This is a genomic window from Candidatus Krumholzibacteriia bacterium (assembly GCA_035268685.1).
GTDB lineage: Bacteria > Krumholzibacteriota > Krumholzibacteriia > JAJRXK01 > JAJRXK01 > JAJRXK01.
In genome coordinates this window covers 1-21,909 of record DATFKK010000053.1, presented here as the reverse complement: position 1 = coordinate 21,909, position 21,909 = coordinate 1, and the positions used below count along the sequence as shown (strand labels likewise).

General features: G+C 70.0%; 21 protein-coding genes and 1 tRNA gene. 13 read left to right on the top strand and 9 right to left on the bottom strand.

Features of this window, described 5'->3' with window-relative positions:
- Positions 1-232 precede the first annotated feature (232 nt).
- Positions 233-937, top strand: a complete 705-nt coding sequence (locus VKA86_05855) for an RDD family protein (protein ID HKK70723.1) — start codon at positions 233-235, stop codon at positions 935-937.
- Between the two features lie 4 nt (positions 938-941).
- Here the strand turns inward: VKA86_05855 and VKA86_05850 are convergent, their stop codons facing one another.
- The 3 genes from VKA86_05850 to VKA86_05840 form a co-directional block, all read right to left on the bottom strand.
- Positions 942-2,414, bottom strand: coding sequence for a Do family serine endopeptidase (locus VKA86_05850; GenBank protein HKK70722.1), 1,473 nt, complete (start codon positions 2,412-2,414; stop codon positions 942-944).
- A gap of 161 nt (positions 2,415-2,575) precedes the next feature.
- Positions 2,576-3,343 (bottom strand): HAD family hydrolase, encoded by a 768-nt coding sequence (locus VKA86_05845; GenBank protein ID HKK70721.1) that lies wholly within the window; start codon positions 3,341-3,343, stop codon positions 2,576-2,578.
- A gap of 131 nt (positions 3,344-3,474) precedes the next feature.
- Complete coding sequence (locus tag VKA86_05840) at positions 3,475-3,867, bottom strand: Hpt domain-containing protein (protein HKK70720.1); 393 nt, start codon at positions 3,865-3,867, stop codon at positions 3,475-3,477.
- 219 nt (positions 3,868-4,086) lie between these two features.
- Here VKA86_05840 and VKA86_05835 point away from each other — a divergent pair, with 219 nt between their 5' ends.
- A complete protein-coding gene (locus VKA86_05835; protein HKK70719.1) occupies positions 4,087-5,373 on the top strand; it encodes a citrate synthase in 1,287 nt (428 codons plus the stop codon).
- An 87-nt stretch (positions 5,374-5,460) separates the two neighbouring features.
- Here VKA86_05835 and hisS read toward each other — a convergent pair whose 3' ends face one another.
- Both hisS and VKA86_05825 read right to left on the bottom strand, forming a co-directional pair.
- Complete coding sequence (gene hisS / locus VKA86_05830; protein HKK70718.1) at positions 5,461-6,894, bottom strand: histidine--tRNA ligase; 1,434 nt, start codon at positions 6,892-6,894, stop codon at positions 5,461-5,463.
- Positions 6,895-7,009: 115 nt separating this feature from the next.
- Positions 7,010-7,086 (bottom strand) — tRNA-His (locus VKA86_05825).
- Positions 7,087-8,084: 998 nt separating this feature from the next.
- On the opposite strand from VKA86_05825, the gene VKA86_05820 reads away from it, so the two are divergent.
- From VKA86_05820 to VKA86_05780, 9 genes are all read left to right on the top strand, one after another.
- Positions 8,085-9,245, top strand: coding sequence for a Re/Si-specific NAD(P)(+) transhydrogenase subunit alpha (locus VKA86_05820; GenBank protein ID HKK70717.1), 1,161 nt, complete (start codon positions 8,085-8,087; stop codon positions 9,243-9,245).
- 29 nt (positions 9,246-9,274) lie between these two features.
- Complete coding sequence (locus tag VKA86_05815; GenBank protein HKK70716.1) at positions 9,275-9,565, top strand: NAD(P) transhydrogenase subunit alpha; 291 nt, start codon at positions 9,275-9,277, stop codon at positions 9,563-9,565.
- A gap of 3 nt (positions 9,566-9,568) precedes the next feature.
- Positions 9,569-10,996 carry an NAD(P)(+) transhydrogenase (Re/Si-specific) subunit beta gene (locus VKA86_05810; protein ID HKK70715.1) on the top strand — a complete coding sequence of 476 codons (1,428 nt, stop codon included), beginning with the start codon at positions 9,569-9,571 and terminating at the stop codon, positions 10,994-10,996.
- A 137-nt stretch (positions 10,997-11,133) separates the two neighbouring features.
- The gene (locus VKA86_05805; GenBank protein HKK70714.1) at positions 11,134-11,598 is read left to right on the top strand and encodes a hemerythrin family protein; all 465 of its coding nucleotides are present in this window, start codon (positions 11,134-11,136) and stop codon (positions 11,596-11,598) included.
- Positions 11,576-12,025 carry a hemerythrin family protein gene (locus VKA86_05800; GenBank protein HKK70713.1) on the top strand — a complete coding sequence of 150 codons (450 nt, stop codon included), beginning with the start codon at positions 11,576-11,578 and terminating at the stop codon, positions 12,023-12,025. Before VKA86_05805 ends, VKA86_05800 begins: the two co-directional genes overlap by 23 nt.
- Positions 12,026-12,085: 60 nt before the next feature.
- Positions 12,086-13,330: a DEAD/DEAH box helicase gene (locus VKA86_05795; protein ID HKK70712.1), complete on the top strand. Its 1,245-nt coding sequence runs from the start codon at positions 12,086-12,088 to the stop codon at positions 13,328-13,330.
- The gene (locus VKA86_05790) at positions 13,327-14,109 is read left to right on the top strand and encodes an EcsC family protein (GenBank protein ID HKK70711.1); all 783 of its coding nucleotides are present in this window, start codon (positions 13,327-13,329) and stop codon (positions 14,107-14,109) included. The genes VKA86_05795 and VKA86_05790 overlap by 4 nt, the downstream gene beginning before the upstream one ends.
- A gap of 71 nt (positions 14,110-14,180) precedes the next feature.
- On the top strand, positions 14,181-14,570 hold the full coding sequence (locus VKA86_05785; protein HKK70710.1) for a DUF2237 domain-containing protein: 390 nt from the start codon (positions 14,181-14,183) through the stop codon (positions 14,568-14,570).
- 22 nt (positions 14,571-14,592) lie between these two features.
- Positions 14,593-15,261, top strand: coding sequence for a carboxylesterase (locus VKA86_05780; GenBank protein HKK70709.1), 669 nt, complete (start codon positions 14,593-14,595; stop codon positions 15,259-15,261).
- A gap of 4 nt (positions 15,262-15,265) precedes the next feature.
- Here the strand turns inward: VKA86_05780 and VKA86_05775 are convergent, their stop codons facing one another.
- On the bottom strand, positions 15,266-16,522 hold the full coding sequence (locus tag VKA86_05775; protein HKK70708.1) for an HD domain-containing protein: 1,257 nt from the start codon (positions 16,520-16,522) through the stop codon (positions 15,266-15,268).
- A gap of 110 nt (positions 16,523-16,632) precedes the next feature.
- Between VKA86_05775 and VKA86_05770 the strand changes: the two genes are divergently transcribed.
- Positions 16,633-17,514, top strand: coding sequence for a class I SAM-dependent methyltransferase (locus VKA86_05770; protein HKK70707.1), 882 nt, complete (start codon positions 16,633-16,635; stop codon positions 17,512-17,514).
- Positions 17,515-17,590: 76 nt separating this feature from the next.
- Here the strand turns inward: VKA86_05770 and VKA86_05765 are convergent, their stop codons facing one another.
- Entirely contained in the window at positions 17,591-17,827 is a 237-nt protein-coding gene (locus VKA86_05765) for a DUF2007 domain-containing protein (GenBank protein HKK70706.1), read from the bottom strand.
- A gap of 245 nt (positions 17,828-18,072) precedes the next feature.
- Positions 18,073-19,128 carry a DUF3078 domain-containing protein gene (locus VKA86_05760; protein ID HKK70705.1) on the bottom strand — a complete coding sequence of 352 codons (1,056 nt, stop codon included), beginning with the start codon at positions 19,126-19,128 and terminating at the stop codon, positions 18,073-18,075.
- 239 nt (positions 19,129-19,367) lie between these two features.
- Here VKA86_05760 and VKA86_05755 point away from each other — a divergent pair, with 239 nt between their 5' ends.
- On the top strand, positions 19,368-20,762 hold the full coding sequence (locus VKA86_05755; protein ID HKK70704.1) for a sigma-54 dependent transcriptional regulator: 1,395 nt from the start codon (positions 19,368-19,370) through the stop codon (positions 20,760-20,762).
- A 7-nt stretch (positions 20,763-20,769) separates the two neighbouring features.
- Here the strand turns inward: VKA86_05755 and VKA86_05750 are convergent.
- The coding region (locus tag VKA86_05750) for an insulinase family protein (GenBank protein HKK70703.1) at positions 20,770-21,909 on the bottom strand (1,140 nt) is incomplete at its 5' end.

The following is a 21,909-nucleotide window of genomic DNA, read 5'->3' as shown; positions in this document are numbered from 1 at the left end:
TAGGCGCGCAGGACCTTGTTGCCGTACTTCTCTCGGTTCGTGGACGCCCCGACCACGGCCCACGGGCCGCTGGCCAGGAAATCGTCGATGGTGTTCGAGACGTTCATCGAGGCCTCCGCGAATGTCGTCACCGACCCGAATCGCCGGCGCGGACTGGCGCCCGCGACGGATCGGGATTGCTCTGTGGGGGTCGCCGCCATCCGATCCCCCCGCTCGCGCCGAGACGAACCCCATGGCCCTGGACCCGAACGGAATCTACTACGGCGTCGGCGGTCAACGCCATGGGCCCGTCGACCTCGACACGCTGCGCGGCATGCTCGCCGCGGGCGAGGTCGCGCCCGACGACTACGTGTGGGACGACGACCGCGACGACTGGGAGCCGATCCGGCGCTATCCGGCCCTCCTCGAGCCCGACGCGGCGGTGGAGAGCCCGGCCGACCTCGAGCCGGGCCTCGACACGGGTCCGGTCGTCGACGACCTGCCCTACGCCGGATTCGGCGTCCGGCTGGTCGCCTGGGTGGTCGACGTGCTGGTGCTCCTGATCCCGGTGACGCTCTGGGAGCTGACCGTCGAGTCCATCACCGGGGTCCGTCTCGAGGAGCTCGCGCTGGCCGACCCGGCGGCATCACCGGTCGCAGATCCACGCACGGTCGAGTTCCTGCTCTGGTTCCACGTCGGGACGGCGGTGATCCGCGGACTGTACTGGTCGTGGATGGAGCAGTCGCGCCTCCAGGCAACGCTCGGCAAGAGACTGCTCGGCCTGGTGGTCACCGACGAGCGCGGCCACCGCGCACCCTGGCGCCAGACCGCGGTGCGCTACGTGGGCCGGTTGCTGTGCGAGCTGACGCTGGGGGTGGGCTACCTGCTCGTGCTCGTCGACCCGCGCCACCAGGGCCTGCACGACCGCATCGCGCGGACCCTGGTGGTGCGGACCTGACGGATCAGCCGTCCACCGGGCCCAGGGCCAGGTAGAGCGTCGCCCCGTCCCGCTCCACGAGCAGCAGGACCGGTGCCGTCGGATCCTCGCTCCACGCATCGCGGATCGCATCGCGAACCTCGGCCGCGCTGGCCACGCGCTCGCGGCCGACCTCGAGGACGCGGTCGCCGCGCCGGAGGCCGGCCCGCGCGGCCGACGAGGACGGCTGGACCCGCGTGACGACGGGGCCGGAGGTCCCGGGATCCAGACCCATGCGCTGCGCGGTGCGGCGATCGATGTCCTCGACCTCGAAGCCACCGAGTTCGGCCGCAGGGTGCGGCGCGCCCGTGGCCGCCGCCGACGCGTTCGCCGGACGCTCTCCGAGGACCACGACGAGGTCGCGCTCTTCACCTTCGCGGATCACCGCGAGTTCGATCTCGCTGCCCGGCGCCCGGTGACCGATCGCCGCCCGGAAGCTGCCGCCGTTGGTCACCTCGGCCCCGTCGAGGGCCACGATCACATCGCCGTGCTGCAGGCCTGCGTCGTCGGCCGGGCTGTCGTCGATGACGCGGCTCACGATCACCCCGCGGCTGACGTCCACGCGGGAGGCCCGCGCCAGCTCCGAGGTCAGCTCCTGCAGGTAGATCCCGAGGTATCCACGGACCACGCGCCCGTGGTCGCGCAGGCTGGTGGCGACGGTCTCGACCAGGTAGCTGGGGATGGCGAAACCGATGCCCTGTCCGGCACCGTTGCGCGACAGGATCGCCGTGTTGATCCCCACGACCTGGCCCTCGAGGTCCACGAGTGGGCCGCCCGAGTTGCCGGGATGGATGATCGCGTCGGTCTGCAGGAAGTCCTCGTAGTCCATCATGCCCAGGCTGCGGCCCTTGGCGCTGACGATCCCGCGGGTGACCGTCTCGCCCAGGCCGAAGGGGTTGCCCATGGCGAGCACCGGGTCCCCGACGCGGACACTCCTGCTGTCGGCCCAGCGGACCGGCCGCAGGTCGTCGGCGTCGACTCTCAACAGGGCCAGGTCGCTGCTCTCGTCGCTGCCCACGAGCTCGGCATCGACCTCGCGTCCGTCGTACAGGCCCACACGGATCGACTCGGCGTCGCGCACGACGTGGTGGTTGGTCAACACGAGACCGTCGGCGCTGTAGATCACGCCCGAACCCTGGCTCTGCACCGGTCGTCGGTCCGACCGCTGGCCCGGCCAGCGGAAGAAGAAGCGCTCGAGCTGTTCGTCGAAGCCCGGGCCCGGCGAGATCCGCCCTGCCGTCCGTTCGGTGGAGATGTTCACGACGGAGGGGGCGACGTCCTCGACCACGTCGGCCACCCCGAAGGTCGCCCCACCCGACGGGGCCACGGCCGCATCGCGTGCACCCGCGTCGGTGGCCGGTGCATCGGTGGCGGGCATGAGCACGGTGCCGAGGGCGGCGACCGCGAGCACGGCGAGGGCCACCGCCCCCGTCGACCGCATGATCGCTCTGGTCTTCATCGTGTCCTCCCGGAGTCCTGACGTCTTCGAGGTCGCGGCCGGGTCCGGCCGCCGACATCGCCTTCAACGAAGGACCCAGCGGTGGGTTCCCACCCGGAACGCGACGAGCCGCACCCCGAGGGGCGCGGCTCGTGCGGTTGCTCAGCCTGTCTCCGCCGGACTCAGTCGGTCTGCGGGAGCTCCAGCCAGTTGTGCTGGCGCAGTGCCTCGAGCACCGCGCCCGCGCCACTCTCTTCGAGCACGACCACGTTGTGGAAACGGTTCCCGATGTCCCTGACCGAGTCGACCGAATGCCCGAAGGCCGCGCCCCGCCAGCCGCGCCCGAACAGACAGTCGTCCCCCTCGGCCTCGCCGATCGCCAGGACGTCGTTCGGGTTCACGTTGGCCTCGACCAGATAGCGACCCAGCGTGGTGCCCTTGTCCACGCCGTAGGGCAGCACGTAGTACTCGTTCTCGCCGCGCTCGGCGTAGTGGCAGCCCAGCTCGGCGACCTTCTCCTGCAGGGCCTGCATGGCCTCCTCGCTCTCGGCCTTCACGCTCTGGCGGCAGAGGGCGCCGTCCTCGAGCAGCGAAACACCGGGCGCGTCGGCCAGGGTCCTCTGGACCGAGTCCTTGCCGGGCCACAGCTGGATGATGTTGCGCTGCAGCGGCTCGACCGTGCCCGACGCATCGCCCTTGAGCACCGTGGTGCCGGTGTCGGCCATGAACATGGCGGGAACCGGCAGTTCGGCGCCGGCGGCGATCTCGATGAGCTTCTCGGCCGGCTCGTGGCTGGTGTAGACGAGCTGGACCTCGTCGGCGTGCGCCTCGAAGAGCGCGAACAGGTCGGCGCGGGCCTCGGCCGTCGAGGCGGCGAAGGTCTCGTCGAGATCCAGGGACAGCAGGAGGGGGCGCGCCAGGCGGGCTCCCTTGAAGGAAACGGTCGACATGGGTGGACGGTCCTCGGGGGCGGAGTGGGGCGTTCGACGCGCACCGGGCAGGTTCAACGCGTGTGAGCAACAGCCCTCGAAAGTAGACGGTCCGGCGCGGGGACGCAAGCGGCGCGCGTCCCCTCCCGGGCTCAGGCCCGGAATCCGGGAACGCGCGTCTCGACCTCGGTGATCACGCGCACGTACTCGTCGGCGATCGCCTCGACCCACTCCTCCGCGGGCTCGACCCGCCCCGACTCACCCAGGCGCTGCAGGTGCTCGGCCAGCGAGGCCAGGTGCGAGGCCCCCACGTTGGCCGACGCGCCCTTCAGCGTGTGGGCATGATGGCGCAGCCCGTCGGGGTCGGAGGTGGCGAGGGCCCGGGCGACGCCCTCGATGCATTCCGCGTAGCTGGTGACGTACGACCCGAACAGGTCGACGACGAAGGAGTCGTCGTCCTCGTCGACGAGCTCGAGCAGGCCGGCGAAGATCTCGGGGTCGAGGGCCGGGCCCTCGTTCACCGGTGGTGCGACGTGCGTGGACATATGGGGGCCTCCCGGCATTGGGCGCTCGTCTTCGGGAGCCTTCGGCACGTCCCGTGCCGGACTTGAGACCCGGCCCCGCGCCGACGGTGCACGGGCCCGCGATCGTGATTAGACTTGCCCGGTGCGTGCGGGGATCGGAAGCTCCCCGTAGAACCTCCACCACGCGCTGTCCGACACGAACCGCCCGTCGGCCACGCCGCAGAGCCGGGAGAGCCCCACATGTCCGAGACCGCGAAGCTGATCGTCGACGGCAAGGAATTCGAGTTTCCGATCATCGAGGGGACCGAGGGGGAACGCGCGATCGATGTCTCGAAGCTTCGCGCCACGACCGGCTACATCACCATGGATCCGGGCTACGCCAATACCGGCAGTTGCCAGAGCTCGGTGACCTTCATCGACGGCGAGAAGGGGATCCTGCGCTACCGCGGCTACCCGATCGACCAGCTGGCCGAGAAGAGCACCTTCCTCGAGACCAGCTACCTCGTCCTGAACGGAGAGCTGCCCACGCCTTCACAGCTGGATGCCTTCGAGCACGAGATCACGCACCACACGTTGCTGCACGAGGACATGCGCCACATGTACCAGGCGTTCCCGCTGAACGCCCACCCCATGGCCATGGTCTCGTCGCTCGTCGGTGCGCTGGCGACGATCTACCAGGAAGAGATCGACCCGCTGAACGAGGAGCATCGTACGCTGCAGGTGCGCCGGCTCATCGCGAAGCTGCCGACGATCTGCGGCTGGGCCTACAAGTACAACACCGGGCACCCCTTCGTGTACCCGCGCAACGACCTGGGCTACGCCGAGAACCTCCTGCACATGATGTTCGCGAACCCGGCCGAGGAGTACACGCCGCACCCGGCGATCGTGCGGGCCGTCGACACGCTCCTGATCCTGCACGCCGACCACGAACAGAACTGTTCGACCTCCACCATGCGCCTGGTCGGAAGCTCGCACAGCAATCTGTACGCGAGCGCCTCGGCGGCCATCAGCGCGCTGTGGGGGCCGCTGCACGGTGGGGCCAACCAGGCCGTGATCGAGATGCTCGAGAGCATCCACGCCGAGGGGCTGAACGGGAAGCAGTACCTCGACCGCGTGAAGGACGACCCGAACACGCGCCTCATGGGCTTCGGTCACCGCGTGTACAAGAACTACGACCCGCGCGCGTCGGTGCTCAAGCAGATGACCCGCGACGTCCTCGATGCCATCGGCAAGAGCACGCCGCTGCTCGACATCGCCATGCAGCTCGAGGAAGTGGCGCTCGAAGACGAGTACTTCGTGAAGCGCAAGCTCTACCCGAACGTCGACTTCTACAGCGGGATCATCTATCAGGCGATCGGCATCCCGGTGAACATGTTCACCGTCATGTTCGCTCTCGGCCGCATGCCCGGCTGGATCGCCCAGTGGCTCGAGATGCACGGGGACCCGGCCAAGCGCATCGGTCGTCCCCGCCAGATCTACACCGGCGCGAACGAGCGGGACTACGTGCCGATGGAGAAGCGCGGCTGATCCGCCCGGCGCGGGCCCAGGACACCGAAGGCGGTGGGGGAGACTCCACCGCCTTCGCGTTTCTCCACGGTTCCTGCGGCGCCGGAGCTAGCCCAGCAGTTCGCGGATGCGGCCGACCAGCGCGGCGCGCTCGATCTGGAACTGTCCGGGGCGCTCGCTGACCCAGGCCCGGCGATCGGCGACCTCTTCGCTGGCCGCCCTGCCCGCTTCGAGGTCCTTCACCGTCACCTGCCCCGCCGCGAGCTCGTCCTCGCCCAGGATCACCGCGAAGGGGATTCCCCAGTCGCTGGCGTAGCGCAGCTGATCGCCCAGCTTGGCCTTGGGCTTGAGGAAGATCTCGGCGTTCAGGCCGGCGTCGCGCAGCTCGCGCACGAGTTGCAGGCACTCCGGCAGGAGTCCCTTGTCCATGATCGTGACGAGGACATCGCTCACGCTGTCGCGGACCGACTCGACCCCCGCCTCGTCCAGGGCGGCGAGCAGGCGGTCCACGCCGATCGACGCCCCCACGGCCGGCAGCTGCTCGCCGCTGAAGCGGCTGACCAGCTCGTTGTAGCGCCCGCCGCCCATGATGCTGCCGTACTGCGGCAGGTCGTCGAGCGTGGCCTCGAAGATCGGGCCGGTGTAGTAGTCCATGCCGCGGGCCAGCCGCGGCGCGAAGCGCACCCGGTCGATGGGCGCACCCAGTGCCCCCACGAAGCGCCGCAGGTCGTCGACCTCGCGCAGGGCGTCGTCGGCGCCCTTCACCCCGTCGAGCAGACCTCGGATCTCGTCCACCAGCGCATCGTCGTCGGGCGCGGACACGTCGAGGAAGGTCATCAGGCCGTCGACCTGTTCGTCCGGAAGCCCCAGCCCTTCGATCCGCGCACCGCTCTCCCGGTCGACGCGCCCGGGGCCCAGCTCGAGCCGCACGCCCTCGGCGCCGATCTTGTCCTCCTTGTCGAGCACCCGGATCACTGGCGTGGCCCGGTCGTCGGCGATACCGGCGCGGCGCAGAGCGGCGTTGAGGATCCCGCGGTGGTTCCAACGCAGCGTGTACGCCGGCAGGCCGAGCTCCTCGAGCACCTGGCCCATGGCGACCAGGATCTCGGCGTCGGCCAGCATGGACGGCGTTCCCACCACGTCGATGTCGAACTGCGTGAACTCCCGGAAGCGTCCTGCGCCCGGCTTGTCGACGCGGAACACGGAGCCCGTCTGATACCGCTTGAAGGGCCGGCGCATGTGCGGGTTGGCGGCGACGAAGCGGGCAAGCGGCACGGTCAGGTCGAAACGCAGACCGAGGTCCACGTCGTCCTCGTCGTGGTGCCAGGTGAAGATCCGCTGGCTCGTCTCGCCGGCCCGGCTCCCGGTGAGCGTCGCCGCGAACTCCACGACCGGCGTCTCGAGCGGCCGGTAGCCGAAACGCTCGTAGACGGTGCGAATCGTGTCGAGCATGCGGCGGCGGCGCAGCAGCGCCCCGCCGAGTTGATCGCGCATGCCCTTGACCAGCTGCGGCTTGATCCGCCTCGAGCCCGACTTGGCCATGAACCCTGCTCCCGGCACGGCCCGCACATACGAAGAACGGCCCGCGAGGGCCGTGGGGCGCCGGGCGCTCGCGACGATGCGGGGCCGTCGTCCCGGCAGAGAACTCGAAGAGGGGTGGTACTGGCGGGTGGACTCGAACCACCGACCCCCAGATCCACAATCTGGTGCTCTAACCAACTGAGCTACGCCAGCACGCGGCCGCCAAAGCTAAGTCTCGTTTCCGGGGGGTGTCAAGCCGACCCGCCCGGCGGCACCCCGCACGCTCGCCCGGTCGCAGAGCGCGCGCCGCTGGCCGGATTCCGCCCGTCCGCGGTCCGACGACGACCACTCGCGGCATTGCATCGCGCACGATTGTCGGCAATCCGGGACGGTGGACGCAGACCGGCGGAAACCACGAATCATCGCCCACGACGCGACCCGCCCGGTGACCGGTTTCCAGAATCTCGCACGTCTTCTCCGTCCGGGAACGTGAGGTTCGACATCGGGTGAACGGTCGTGCTCGCGGTGCCCCGTATGGGTCATTCTTCACGCCCCTTGTCCCCACATCTGCGCCATTTTCAACACTCTGGGGAAATCTCCGCGCCCCGGAGCCTCGGCCCAGAGGGATGAACACGGCGCGGACATGGGTTGGCACCCCACCTGCTCGTGGGGGTTCCCTGGATGCTTCGAACGAATTCCGGGGCCCGGACCATCCCGGCCATGCACCCCACGAAGGGTCCCGGAGTTCGAGGTGTCCCGCTGGCATTTCCCACCGCGCCCGACCACCCGAGGAGATCGCCATCAGCCACCACGCCCCTCTCGGCCTCCTCGAATCGACCCAGGCCGTCGTCGACAGGATCGTGGAGGCGATCGAGGCCTCGGTCCGGGCGACCGCCGCGCCGGACCCTCCGGCGGACCACGTGCCATCGGACGACGCGGCCCCGCCATGCCCTGCGCCGACCACCGGATCGCACCACGTCCCGGACCGCTGTTCTTGACGCCGCCGCCGGAGTGAGCGGCCGGCGCACCGGCCGCCCGCGTCGCCACCTCGACCCTCTTCGGCGCGGCACTGATCGCCGAATCGGGTCCGCCCGATCTCCGCGTTCACGAGGGATCTTCTGGACCCGTATCCCCGCCCGCCCTAGCGTGCTGTATGGTGGGTGGTCGCCCACCCGTTCTTCGTTCCCGGATTCCGCGAGGGAGACCCTTCCATGCCCACGGCTTTCGTGCCGACCGAGATCCGTGCCGGCGAGACGCGCGTGGCCGCCACCCCCGACACCGTCGCCCGGTTCGTCCGGCACGGCATGGCCGTGCAGGTGCAATCCGGAGCCGGCGCGGGATCGAACATCGCCGACTCCGTGTTCGAGAAGGCCGGCGCGACCATCGTGTCCGGCGCCGACAGCGGCTACGCCGACGCCGACATCGTACTCAAGCTCCACCCACCGACGCGCGACGAGATCGCCGCCATGAAGGAGGGGGCCGTCTACGTCGGCTTCGTCCAGGCCCTGACCGACAAGGACACGGTCGAGGCCCTGCGCGACCGCAGGATCTCGTCCATCGCCATGGAGCTGGTCCCGCGCATCACCCGCGCCCAGAAGATGGACGCGCTCAGCTCGCAGGCGAACCTGGCCGGCTACAAGGCCGTGATCATGGCCGCCGACCACCTGCCCAAGATCTTCCCCATGCTCATGACCGCCGCCGGGACCATTCAGCCCGCCCGCGTGGTGATCATGGGCGCCGGTGTGGCCGGCCTGCAGGCGATCGCCACGGCCAAGCGCCTGGGCGCGGTCGTCGAGGTCACCGACGTGCGGCCCGCGGTGAAGGAGCAGGTGGAGAGCCTGGGCGGGAAGTTCATCGAAGTGCCGACCGACGAATCGGCCGAGGACGAAGGCGGCTACGCCCGCGAGCAGTCCGAGGAGTTCCTGGAGCGACAGCGTCAGCTCGTGCGCGAACGCATCCTCGCCGCCGACGTCGTGATCACGACCGCGGCGATCCCCGGCAGGCCCGCCCCGAAGCTGGTGACCGACGAGATGGTCGAAGCGATGAAGCCGGGTTCGGTGATCGTCGACCTGGCGGTGGAGACCGGCGGCAACTGCACACTCAGCCAGCCGGGCGAGGTCGTCACCGTCCACGACGTCACGATCGTCGGCACGCTGGACGTCCCGGCCACGATCCCCGAGAACGCCACCGAGATGTACGCCAAGAACGTGCTCAACCTGCTCGGCGACATGCTCGAGGAGGGTGCGCCCGCCTTCGACTTCGAGGACGAGGTCACGGCCGGCGCCACCGTCACGCACGGCGGCGAGATCGTGCACCCGCGCGTGCGCGAGGCCCACGGCCTGGAGCCGCTCCCCGACCCGAAGGAGGCCTGAGAATGGACACTGTGACCATCCAGCAGGCGATGGACGCCTTCCGGCCCCTCTCGGTCGGTCTGTTCGTGTTCGCGCTCGCGATCTTCCTCGGCTACGAGCTGATCACGAAGGTCCCGCCCACACTGCACACACCACTCATGAGCGGTGCGAACGCGATCAGCGGGATCACAATCGTGGGTGCCCTCTACTGCGCGCAGGCCGAGTTCGCCTTCCTGGCGAACCTTCTCGGGGCGGCGGCGATCACCTTCGCCATGATCAACGTCGTGGGCGGATTCGTCGTCACCCGCCGCATGCTCGCGATGTTCGGCGGGAGGAAGTAGACCATGGATCTTCTCTTCCCTCTGGCCTACCTGCTCGCGGCGGTCCTGTTCATCCAGGGCATCCGGCGGCTGTCGAAGGTGCGCACGGCCAAGAGCGGGAACACGCTCTCGGCCACGGCCATGTTGATCGCGATCGTGGTGACCATGGCCATCATCAGCGGTCAGGCGGCGTGGCCGTTCATCATCGCGGGCATTCTGATCGGCGCCGGGATCGGCCTCGTGGCCGCCCAGCGCGTCGAGATGACGCAGATGCCCGAGATGGTCGCACTCTTCAACGGCTTCGGCGGTGGTGCCTCGGCCCTCGTGTCGTTGTCCCTGTTCTTCTCGATGTACCTGGCCCACGAAGGCGGCACGTATCGTTTCTTCACGGAGGGCGCGCCGATCAGTTCGGCCTCGTCGGGCGTCAGCGCGATCCTGGGCCTCGTGATCGGGGCGATCACCTTCAGTGGCTCGCTGGTCGCGTTCCTGAAGCTCAACGGCACGATCAAGGGCAACGCCTTCTCCTTCCCGGGGCGCAACGCGATCAACGCGATCATGCTGGGGGGGCCGGTGCTGTTGGGGCTCGTCCTGTGCTTCACGCACCTCGCGCCGGCCACCGTCATGATCCTGATGCTGGTGGTCCTGGGGGTCTCGCTCCTGGTCGGCGTCACGGCCACGCTGCCGATCGGTGGCGCCGACATGCCCGTCGTGATCTCGCTGTTGAACTCGCTCTCGGGCGTGGCGGCGTCGATGGCGGGCTTCGCCGTGCAGAACCCGCTGCTGATCGTGGCGGGTTCGCTGGTGGGAGCCAGCGGCCTGATCCTGACGCAGATCATGAGCAAGGCCATGAACCGCTCGCTGGGCAGCGTGCTGTTCAAGGACTTCGGCGGCGCCACCGCCGACCGGGGTGGCTACACCAACATCAAGGAGAGCAGCGCCGAGGAAGTGGCCATGCTGCTCGAGGATGCCCAGCGCGTGGTGTTCGTGCCGGGCTACGGCCTGGCCGTGGCCCAGGCCCAGCACACCACTCGCGAGCTCGCCCAGCTCCTCGAGGCACGCGGCACGGAGGTCGCCTACGCCATCCACCCCGTGGCCGGACGTATGCCCGGCCACATGAACGTCCTGTTGGCCGAGGCCGACGTCCCCTACGAACAGCTCGTGGAGATGGACGACATCAACCCCGAGTTCAAGCAGACCGACGTGACGATCGTGCTCGGGGCCAACGACGTGATCAATCCCGCGGCGATCCACGAGAAGGACAGCCCGATCTACGGCATGCCGATCCTGAACGTGCACGAGTCGCGGACCGTGGTGGTGGTCAAGCGGTCGCTCAGCCCCGGCTTCGCGGGCATTCCGAACAAGCTCTTCGACTACGACAACACGGTGATGGTCTTCGGCGACGCGAAGAAGGTGCTGACGGCGATGGTGGCCGAGTTCAAGGAGAACGCCTGAGCCCGACCGGCCCCCGCACACCACGGCCGGAACACGGGGCTCCCGCGGTGGCGGGGGCCTCGTTTTCGTCCTCAAGCCCTGCCATCGATCGTCCGAACACCCCCACCGAGGACCCGCATCCCCCGGGAGCCCATCGCATGAGCCCTCAGCTACCCGATCAGCTCGTTTCCGTCGGTGTCGACGTCATCGACGAGCAACACGAGGTCCTGCTCCGGATGTACTCCGACATCGAGCAGGCGCGCACCGTCGGTGCACCGGAGGGGCTGGTGGTGGAGAGGTTGGCCGATTTCCACCAGTTCGCGCGGATCCATTTCGCGACCGAGGAGTCGTTGCTGGCCGAACACGTCCCCGAGCGCCTCGCCCCGCACCGGCGGGTCCACGAGTACCTGCTCGAACGCCTCCGGACGGCGATCGTCCGCTACCGGCGCGACGGGGGCCCGGTTCCCGAGGCCCTGGTCCGACTGGTCCGCGGGTTCGTCGTCGACCACACCCAGGAGACCGACACCCGGGACCTCGCGCGCGTGAGCGAGAGGATCCGAAGGCCGGACCGGCCCGATCCGAAGCCCCAGGAGCACCACCATGCAACTCGTCCTTCCCGATGAACTCCGGACCGGAATCACCAGCGTCGACGAACAGCACGCCGCGATGGTCGAGTTGCACAACGAGATCGAACAGAACCTGCACCGGGAACACGCGCCGTACTTCGCGATCGAGTCGCTGGCTCGTCTGCACCAGTACAGCCGGCAGCACTTCGCCTCCGAGGAGCTGCTCCTGGCGCGCTACGGCTACGAGGGGCTCGAGGAGCACCGTCGTGTCCACGAGGAGCTCATGGGCCAACTGCGGACGGTGGTCCTCGACTACCGCCGCGATCCCGAGGGAGTCGGGCGCCGGCTGCTCGAGTTCGTCCGCGTGTGGGTGATCCGTCACATCGAGGACGAGGACATGGCCTTCGCCGCTCCGGTCCGCGAAGCCATGGAGCGCGAGCGCGAGGACTTGCTGGCGCCGGGGCCGGGCCCTGTCGTAGCCTGACGTCAGGACGCCGGGCTCGCCGGGGTCCGGACTGCGCCCCTGGCTCCGAGACGAGACTCCATGCTCTTCGATTCCTTCCGCCTGGATCGGCGGCTCCTGCGAGCGGTCGACCACCTGGAGTGGCTGGAAGCCACACCCATCCAGGACCAGGCGATCCCCCACGCGCTCGAGGGCCGTGACGTCCTCGCCTGCGCGCGCACCGGCTCCGGCAAGACCGGAGCCTTCGTGCTCCCGACCATGCACCGGCTCCTCCACGAAGACGAGCGCCGGGAACGGGGGCCTCGCGTGCTCGTCCTGTGCCCGACCCGCGAACTGGCCATGCAGGTCGGCCAGCAGATGGTCGAGCTCGGCCGCTACACCCGCCTCCGCTCCGCCTGCATCGTCGGGGGCGAAGCCTATCCGCCCCAGATCCGCGAACTCGAGCAGGGACTCGACCTGCTCGTGGGGACGCCGGGACGTCTCCTCGACCACCTCCGCAGCGGCAAGCTCCACCTCGACCAGGTCGAGACCCTGGTGCTCGACGAAGCCGACCGCATGCTCGACATGGGCTTCATCGACGACGTCATGAGGCTCGCCCGGGCGTGTCCGACGGATCGGCAGACCCTGTTCTTCTCGGCAACGCTCGACGGCGCGGTCGACTCGGTGGCCAACCGCCTGGTCCGCGAACCGATCCGGGTGGAGGTCGACCAGTCGGACACGCGCCACACCGACATCGAGGAATACGTCCTGCGCGCCGACAACGACGGCCACAAGCAGGACCTGGTGCTGCACCTGTGCCGCGATCCGGAGATGACCCGGGCGCTGATGTTCGTCGCCACCAAGAGCAAGGCCGATGACGAAGCCCGCCTGCTGCGCTCGAGCGGCTACGACGTGGTGGCCCTGCACGGGGACCTGCCGCAGGCCAAACGCACGAAGGTGGTCGAGAGGCTTCGCAGCGGCAACGTCCGCATCGTCGTGGCCACCGACGTGGCGGCGCGTGGCCTCGACATCGACGACGTCACCCACGTGGTCAACTACGACATGCCCCGCACGCCGCGCGAGTACGTGCACCGCATCGGCCGCACGGGTCGGGCGGGCGCGAAGGGTGTCGCCGTTTCATTGGTCACCCCGGCCGACTGGATCAAGCTGGCGGACATCGAGAGATTCCGCGGCGAGCCCCTGCCACGCATGGTGATCCCGGGCAAGGAACCCACCCGCCCCGCACCGGTGGGGTCGCGTTCGGCCGCCGAGTCGACGGGGCGGCGGCGCTACGGTCGTCGCGGGGGAATCCGTCGCCGCACCACCCCGGAGACCGACGACTCGTGACGCTGTCGAAGCGTGACCAGCGGGCGCTCGAACGCGCCCGCGAACTCCTCGAACATCCCAGCTTCGCCGCTCGGCTCGTGAGCGTGGTCGGGTCGCCCATCGAGGGCGGGCTCGAACGCCTGCCCCCCGCCGTCGCCGACCGGGTCCAGGACGCCGCGCACCGCGCCCTGCGTGCCGCGCTCGACGTCGCCGTCCATGGCATCGACCGCGACCCGGCCCGCGGGCCGGCCAACCTCTTCCACCGCGCCGCCACCGGGCTCTCGGGTGCGGCCGGCGGCGCCATGGGCTGGTCCGCCCTGGCGATCGAGCTGCCGATCACCACCACGATCATGCTCCGGTCGATCGCCGACATCGCCCGCAGCCAGGGCGAGGATCTGGACGCGGTCGAGGCGCGGCTGGCCTGCGTGAGCGTCTTCGCCCTCGGGGGCCGCGCCGAAGGCGACGACAGCGCCGAGACCGGCTATTTCGCCGTGCGCGCCGTGCTGGCGCGTCAGGTGGCCGACGCGGCGCGGGTGATCACCGCGCGCGGACTGGGCGAGGCCGAGGCCCCGGCGCTCGTGCGGCTGATGGCCAGCATCGCGTCACGCTTCGGCGTGGTCGTCTCGGAGAAGGCCGCCGCCCAGTTGGTCCCGGTGGTCGGCGCGCTCGGAGGAGCAACGGTGAACCTGATCTTCACCGAGCACTTCCAGAAGATGGCCACCGGGCACTTCACCGTGCGTCGTCTCGAACGTGAGTGCGGGACCGACGTGGTCCGCGAGGCCTACGACGCCCTGGGTTGAGTGCCGTCGACTTGCCGATCCGCCGCTTCGGTGTTCCCATGGGGGGAGCCCTCCCCCCGGGGATCCGACCCATGGCCAGGAACGTACTCGGAACCGAGCTGCAGACCTGCGGCACCGACCCCGCGACCGGCTTCTTCCGCGACGGTTGCTGCAACACCGGACCCGGCGACGTCGGCGTCCACACCGTGTGTGCGGTGGTCACGCGCGAGTTCCTCGACTTCTCGCGCGAACGGGGCAACGACCTCGTCACGCCGCGGCCGGCGTACGGCTTCCCCGGACTGGAAGCCGGAGACCGATGGTGCCTGTGCGCCCCGCGCTGGCAGGAGGCCCTGGAGGCGGGCGTCGCTCCCGGCGTGGTGCTCGAGGCCACACACCTCGCCACGCTCGAATGGTGCTCGCTCGGCGACCTCGAGGCCCACGCGGTGGACCACCCGGCGGGCGGGTCCGGCCGTCCGGACTGAACGCGACGAAAGGACGACGATCGTGGACCCTTCCCTGTTGCCCTCGGTCGTGATCGAGCCGGCGGGCTCGGCCCGGTCGGCCGTGATCTGGCTGCACGGTCTCGGCGCCGACGGCCACGACTTCGAACCGATCGTCCCGCATCTCGGGCTCGACGGTGCCGGCGTGCGCTTCGTGTTCCCGCACGCGCCGCGGATTCCGGTGACCCTCAACGCCGGCATGGTCATGCCCGCCTGGTACGACATCGCCGGGCCCGATCTGGACCGCCGCCACGACGAGACCGGAATCCGACGCAGCGCCGGACAGGTCGAGGCCCTGATCGGCGATCAGGTCGCGCAGGGGGTGCCGTCGGAGCGCGTCGTTCTCGCCGGGTTCTCCCAGGGCGGTGCCGTTGCCCTGTTCCAGGGTCTGCGCGAGTCCCGTCGGCTGGCGGGGATCGTCGCCCTTTCCACCTACCTCGTGCTGGCGTCCGATCTCGATCGCGAGCGTTCCGAGGCCAACGCCGGCACGCCGGTCTTCCAGGCCCACGGATCGCACGACCCCATGGTCGGATCCGAGCGTGGAACGGCCGCCCGCGACCGCCTCCGGGAGTGGGGCCACGAGGTGGAGTTCCACGAGTACCCCATGGAACACCAGGTCTGTGCCGAAGAGATCGACGCCCTGGGCGCGTGGATGCGCCGCGTGCTGGACTGAGGGCTCAGGCCACCCGCTCGGGATCGAGCCAGTACAGGCGCCGCACGACGATTCTCTGCGCCAGGGCCTTCAGACTCGGGCTGAGCTCCGTGACGTCGACCAGGACCCCGTCCTCGCGCTGGACCCGGAGCCCGCGACGGCTCGTCTCCGGTGTATAAGGCCGGTAGGGAACGTCCTGGGCTTCGTCCACCCACACCGAGACCTCCGGATCGAATCCGGCGGCAGCGGCCCGTTCGCGGCGCTCGTGGAGGAGCCGGTCGAAGGCTTCGTCGTCGCCACCAAGCGCCTGCAGCGATCGGCTCCGCGGGGCGCGCCGCAGATGCAGACATCGGGCGAGCGCGCGGAGGGTGGGGTCGTCGTGGTCGACCAGCAACTCGAAGTCCAGTTGGAAGTGTTCGTCGGTCAACGACAGGAAGCGATCCAGGTCGCCCGACGCGTCGAACAGGACATCGAGTCCCCGGGTTCCGGTCGGAAGGGCGCCGACTCCCAGATGGCGCACACGCGCACACAGCGCGCGGAACGCGCCCTCGAATCCACGGGAGGCCTTGTGCAGGTAGACGTTCTGGAACATGTGGTAGCGGCCGATCAGGTACTGTTCGACCGCGGTGCGACCCTTCTCGATCACGACGATCGCCGCGCCGTCGTCGGTGGGCGTGATCTCCCGGATCAGCCAGTCACGGTCGAAGGCTCCGTACTGCGCCCCCGTCGACAGGGCGTCGCGCCGGAGGTAGTCCATGCGATCGCAGTCGAGAGCACTGCTCACCAGGTCGGCCAGCCAACGCAACCGCGAGACCTCGACCTGCCCGGTGAGCAACTGGCCCACGCGGTCCACCGTGCCCGGGGCGATCGCCTCGAGGACGCGGGGCACCTGCGGTCCCTGGCGCACGATCTCCAGCGTGCGCTCCTCGTGCCGGGTGCCGGTGACGCGCTCGAAGGTGTGGCTGAACGGTCCGTGTCCGAGGTCGTGCAGAAGGCACGCCAGGGCCGTGGCCGCGGTCCAGGGGTCGGGAACGTCGTGACCCTGCGAGCGCAACTGGGTCAACGTGCGCTGGGCTCCCTGGAACGCGCCGAGGGAGTGGGCGAAGCGGGTGTGCGTGGCCCCGGGATACACGAGTTCGCTGAATCCGAGCTGCCGGATCCGCCGCAGGCGCTGCATCTCCGGCGCGTCGATCAACCGTGTGACCAGGGTGGCCGGCACGCCCGGCAGGCGGTCGAGATCGATCACGCCCTCGACCGGGCACTTGATCTTGGTGGTGGCCATGATCGGCTTCCTCGGGCGGCGGCTTCGGGGTCGGGGCGCAGAGTAGCACGAGGCCCGGAGGTGCGCCGCCCCGGGGCTCCGGGACGCCCCGGGCGACGCGGGCCGGACGCGTGATCACGCCTCCCCGATCCCCCCGGCCGCTGTCGGCCTCCCAGGTGCTGGACCTGGCGTCGAGCCAGTCGACCCGTCGGCACGGCTGCCGCATCCTCGACCTGCGTGGCACCGAGGCCCCACCCACCGACCACGTCCCGGGCAGCGCGTGGATCCCGTGGCGCGACGCGTTGCCGGTGTTCCTGATGCCGCCCCGCGGCGAGGCCGTGGTGGTGATCACGGCCCCCGACCACGCGCGCCGGACGGCCGGTCGGATCACCGCGGCGGGCTGGCCGGCCAGTTGGTCCGACGAAGAGCTGCCGGTGACCGCCCTGCGCCCCGGCCCGCCCCCCGGGGCCGCCTGGGACATCGACCCGCTGCTCCGGGAGCACCTGGACCGCCTTCCGGCCCCGGACACCGGCCCGGTGCTGGATCTCGGAAGCGGGTCGAGCCGGGAGGGCGTCTTCCTCGCCCAGCGCGGACACGACGTCCTGGCCGTCGATCGGCTGCCCGACGCCCTGGCCCTGGCCCGCGCGCGCGCCGAGCACCACGGGGTGCGGATCCGGACCCTGACGCGGCGCGTCCGCCGACCCGAGGACCTGCCGAACGAACGCTTCGCGGTCGTGCTCGATCTCCGCTTCCTGCGGCGACCGCTCCTGGATGCCCTGGCCTCGATCACCCGGCCGGGCGGGGTCCTGCTGCTTCGGACCTACGGCTCGGTCGAGCCGGGAGAGGAGCCCGGCGGCGGCCCCCGCAATCCACGTGAGCGCCTCACGGTGGACGAGGCGGCACGGCGGCTCGGCACGGAGTGGGATTGGACCGAACCCGCCCACCGGGTGTGGGAGAACGGCGCGATGTGGATACGCGCAGCGGGCCGGCGCAAACGGCGAAACGCCAAATAGCGCTGCGCTACAAGGTGGTTCACCGATCGGTAAAGCGCTGCACGGGAGCCCCGTAAATGCTTCGATTACAGGGGGTTCAACCCTCGTCGTCTTCGTCGCCCTCGCCGCCGTGCTCCAGCACACGCCGTGCGCGCGCCTCGTCCTCGGCATGGACGCGAACCTTCGCGCCCAGAGTGAGCGCCAGCTCCGGCCGCAGCCCACCCGCGTCGTCGACGGAGACCACCGCGGCGATCCCCTGGTTGCGGAGCAGTTCGGCCATCATCTCGGCGATGGCCCGCGCGCCGTAGGTGGCCACGACGATCCATTCGGCCATGGTGTCTCGCTCTCCGGTGCGCGTGGATGGAGCCGGGTATCCAGGGTCGGCTCCGCGGGGGGACCGATGACGGAGCGTCCGACCGGATTCCGGATCGAAGCCTCCGCGTTCCCGGACACGATCGGAGATGCGCGCCGACCCGCCAGGTCCGGCCGTCGGAAGGACCGATGCCGCCCGGCCCACGAGACCGGGGCCGGGCGGGTGGGTCCCGCCCTCGTGGGAGCCCGGCCGGTGGGGTGCGCGGCCTAGAAGAACCGGTACGTCAGGCCGAGCGCCAGGGTCTGCTTGAACTGACCCGCCTTGCGGATCGCCTGGGCCACGGCCTCGGTGTTCGTGAGGGTGCCCTCGTCGATCAGCGGTTCGACCGAGGTGTCGTACTTGTCGTAGACCAGCCTCACGTACAGGTTCACGCTCAGGTACTCGTTGACCTGGCCGGTGAAGACGTTCTCCCAGTCGACGTCGAGCGTGGTGGTGAAGTCGGCCACGTCCGGGTCGATCCCGGCGGCCACGATGCCCGCCTGGCCGAAGTCCAGGTCCTCGAGATCGTCCTTCGCCGAGTAGAACAGGGGCTGGTACAGCGTGAGCTTCGACGACCACGCGATGCTCTCGTCGAAGTACTGGTCCTCGTAGTCGACGACGAACTCCAGACCGCCGTCGAGTCCGGTCTCGGTCTGCGTCGCGTCGTCGGTGGGGTCGTCGGTGGCGTACTGCTGGCGGATGCTCTGACGGATGGCTCCACCGAACCGCACGAGGAGCCGGCGGTCCTCGCCCGGCAGGTAGTCGTGCGCCACACCCAGGGCCTCCTTCACGAACACCGGATTGAAGAGGAGGCTGCCGCGGCGCAGCGGATCGGACGCGTCCTCGAACTGGCTCTCGACGCGCAACGAGGCGTAGGGGTCGAGGTGGAACCCGAAGGTCGCCCGGAGGATCGACTCGAAATCGATGCGATCGGTCGACTTGCGGGGCTTGCCGAAGTTGCCGTCCTCGTTCTCCTGGGCGGTCTTCCCGTAGGCGAGGGTCAGGGCGTTGTCCCACCGCCACGTGTCGGTCAGTTGATTGCGCAGGGAGCCGTCGAGCAGGAAGGTCCACGAGAACTGACCCTGGTCGCCCCCGGCCCAGTTGTCGCTGAACGCGCTCTGGCTCAGGATCAGGCCGGTCTCGAGACCGGGGTACCAGCGCCCGACCTCGAGAACCTCTTCGTCCTCGTCGTCCTGGGCGGACACGGGGGGGACGGACAGGACCGCGCCTACGAACAGCAGCACCGCGAAGAGGGCGCCGGGCCCGGGTTGAATGCGATTCATCACCTCGACCTCGTTGTGATTCCGAGACTGCGCACAATCCCTCGCCGTGCGTCGCGCGAGGGATCACGCGGGACCAGGCCTTCCGGACGATTCCGGAAGGGGCGCCGGAGATGATCCCCGGTCCGCACCAGGGGCGCAACAACGGGAATTTCACGCTGGGGTCGGGTTGCCCGGCGACCGACGGGCGCGCTAGCCTTGTGCTTTGGCTCCCATCGCGAACCGACCGGAGTCGTTCTCGCATGGTCCTCCTGCGCGCCCGCCATCTCCTGCTCGTCGACGACGACGCGGCCTTCGCCGACGCCCTGCGTACCGTGCTACCCGCACCGGTCCGCCTCGACGTGTGCCGCCATCCCGCCCACGCTCCCGCCCGGGTCGAAGAACACGAGTTCGATCTGGTGCTCCACGACGTCGACCGCGTCGACGTCGCGACGATCGCCGCCCTGGGCCTGCGCTGTCCCGGGGTCCCGGTGCTGGCCGTCGGCCGTACCCGCGATCCCGTCGTGGTGTCGCTCGCGCTCGACGCCGGCGCAGTGTCGTTCTGCAGCAAGCTCCTGCGGACGGAGGACCTCGGAGCGATCGTCGGTCGACTGCTCGACCGACGCCCCCCGGGCCGACGTACCCCACGCGACCCCGACGCCCAGGTCCGGTGCCGAGGCTCGATCGTCTACCGCAGTCACGCGATGACCGCGGCACTGGAACGCATCGAACGCTTCGGCCACTCCGCTCTCCCGGTGCTGATCACCGGGGAGACCGGCACGGGCAAGGATTTGGTCGCACGTCTGATCCACGACCTCCACCGGCCGCGCGGTCGCTTCGAGGCGGTCAACGTCACGGCCCTTCCCGACACCCTCTTCGAGCGCGAACTCTTCGGACACGAGCGCGGCTCGTTCACCGGCGCGGTCGACGCGCGGCCCGGCCTGCTCGAGCTCTGCGACGGCGGCACGCTGTTCCTCGACGAGATCGGAAACCTCTCCCTGGAGCGGCAGTCCACTCTCCTGCGCGTGATGGAAGACGGGAAGATCCGCCGTCTCGGCGGCGAGGTCGACCGGCCGATCGACGTGCGGTTCGTCCTGGCCACGAACGAGGATCTCGCGCGGGCACGGGATCAGGGCCGCTTCCGACGCGACCTGTGGTACCGCATCGCCCGCCTGCACGTGCACCTGCCGCCACTGCGCGCCCGTGGACACGACGCGATCGACATCGCGCTGAGCCTGGTGGGCGATCGCGCGGACGGTGCCTGCCGACTCGACGCCGACGCTCGCCGCCTGATCGTGCAACACCGCTGGCCCGGCAACGTGCGGGAGCTCGAAGGGGTCCTCGAGGCCGCGTGCCTTCTGGACGACGACGGCGTGATCGGAGCGGACGATCTCCGCCGGGCCGGCCTTCCCCCGGCTCGCACGCGGGCGCCAGCGCGCGTCCCGGCCCCGCTGGTGCGCCGCCTGCCCACCGCGGAGCTGTTGCCGATCGAGACGGCATCCGAGCGGGTCCTGCGCGCCCTGCGGGCCCAGGCGGTCGAAGCCGCCATGATCCTCGCCGACGGCGAGAAGAAGCGGGCCGCCGAGCTCCTGGGTGTCGGCCGTCAGACCCTGTACACGTGGATGCAGGAACTCGGCGAGGACGGCCCGCGATCCTGATGGCCGGTCACCGTCCCGCGCCTTCCTCCGCCGGCATCATGTCCACCCGTACGATCCGCTCGACGGGCAGCGCCCACTGCGCCGCGTCGTCGACGTGCGCAGCCGTCAGCGACTCGATGAATCCGACGGTCTCGAGCTGCTCGCGGTGGTCGATCCCGTGGCGCTCGCGGAAGGCGAGCGTCGAGACCCAGTACGAGTTCTCCCGCACCGCCTCCTCGTGTCCGCGCAGGGCCTGCTCGCGCACCTTCTCCAGACGCTCCGGGTCGATCCCGTTCGCCCGCACGTCCTCCAGCTCCGAAACGATCTCACCCACGAGTTCCTCGAGGCGCTCGGGGTCGCTGCCGAAGGAGATGCGCACCGTCCACTCGGGCTCGGGGATGCGGGAGCTCGAGGTGTTCACGCGCACGCCGTAGGTCCCGCTCATCTCCTCGCGGATCACCTCGCGCAGACGGATGCCCAGGACGTCGCCCAGAGACGTCAGCGCGAAGCGGTTGCGTCGTGTCCACTCGAAGTCTCCGTGCATGACGAGGGTCGTGCGGGACTTCTCGTCGACGCCGGCCCGGACGACACGGTGCAACGGACCGTCGGGCATCTCGATGCCGGGGTCACGCCACGTATCGGGATCGCCGTCGGAACCGATCGAGGCCACGTAGGTCTCGACGCCGGACCGCAGCGTGTCGAGGTCGAGGGAGCCCACGAAGACCCAGGTCATGTCGCCCAGGTCGTCGAAGCGCTCGCGGTAGAAGTCCAGGGCGCGCCCGAGGTCGACCGACTCGACCGCTTCGGCCGTCAGCGGCGTCGACCAAGGGTGGTGCTGCGCCAGGATCACCCCGAGCGAATCGGCGTACTGGGCCTGCGGGTCGGCGCCACGGTTGCGGAGCATGGCCGCGTAGCGCTGCTGGAGGGCGGTGGCGGCCTCGTCGTCGCGGCGAGGCTGATGGATCCGCTTCCACGCGAGCTGCAGGACGGTCTCGAGGTCCTCGGGCGATCCGCCGCCTCGCAACCCCTCCTCGTAGGTGGCGATGTAGGCGCTGGCGCTGGCCCTCTTGCCGGCGAGCTTCTTGCCCAACTCGATGGCGTCGAAGTCCCCGACTCCCCCGGCGCCCACCAACTGCGACGCGAAGTCCAGGGACCGGTCGAGATCCAG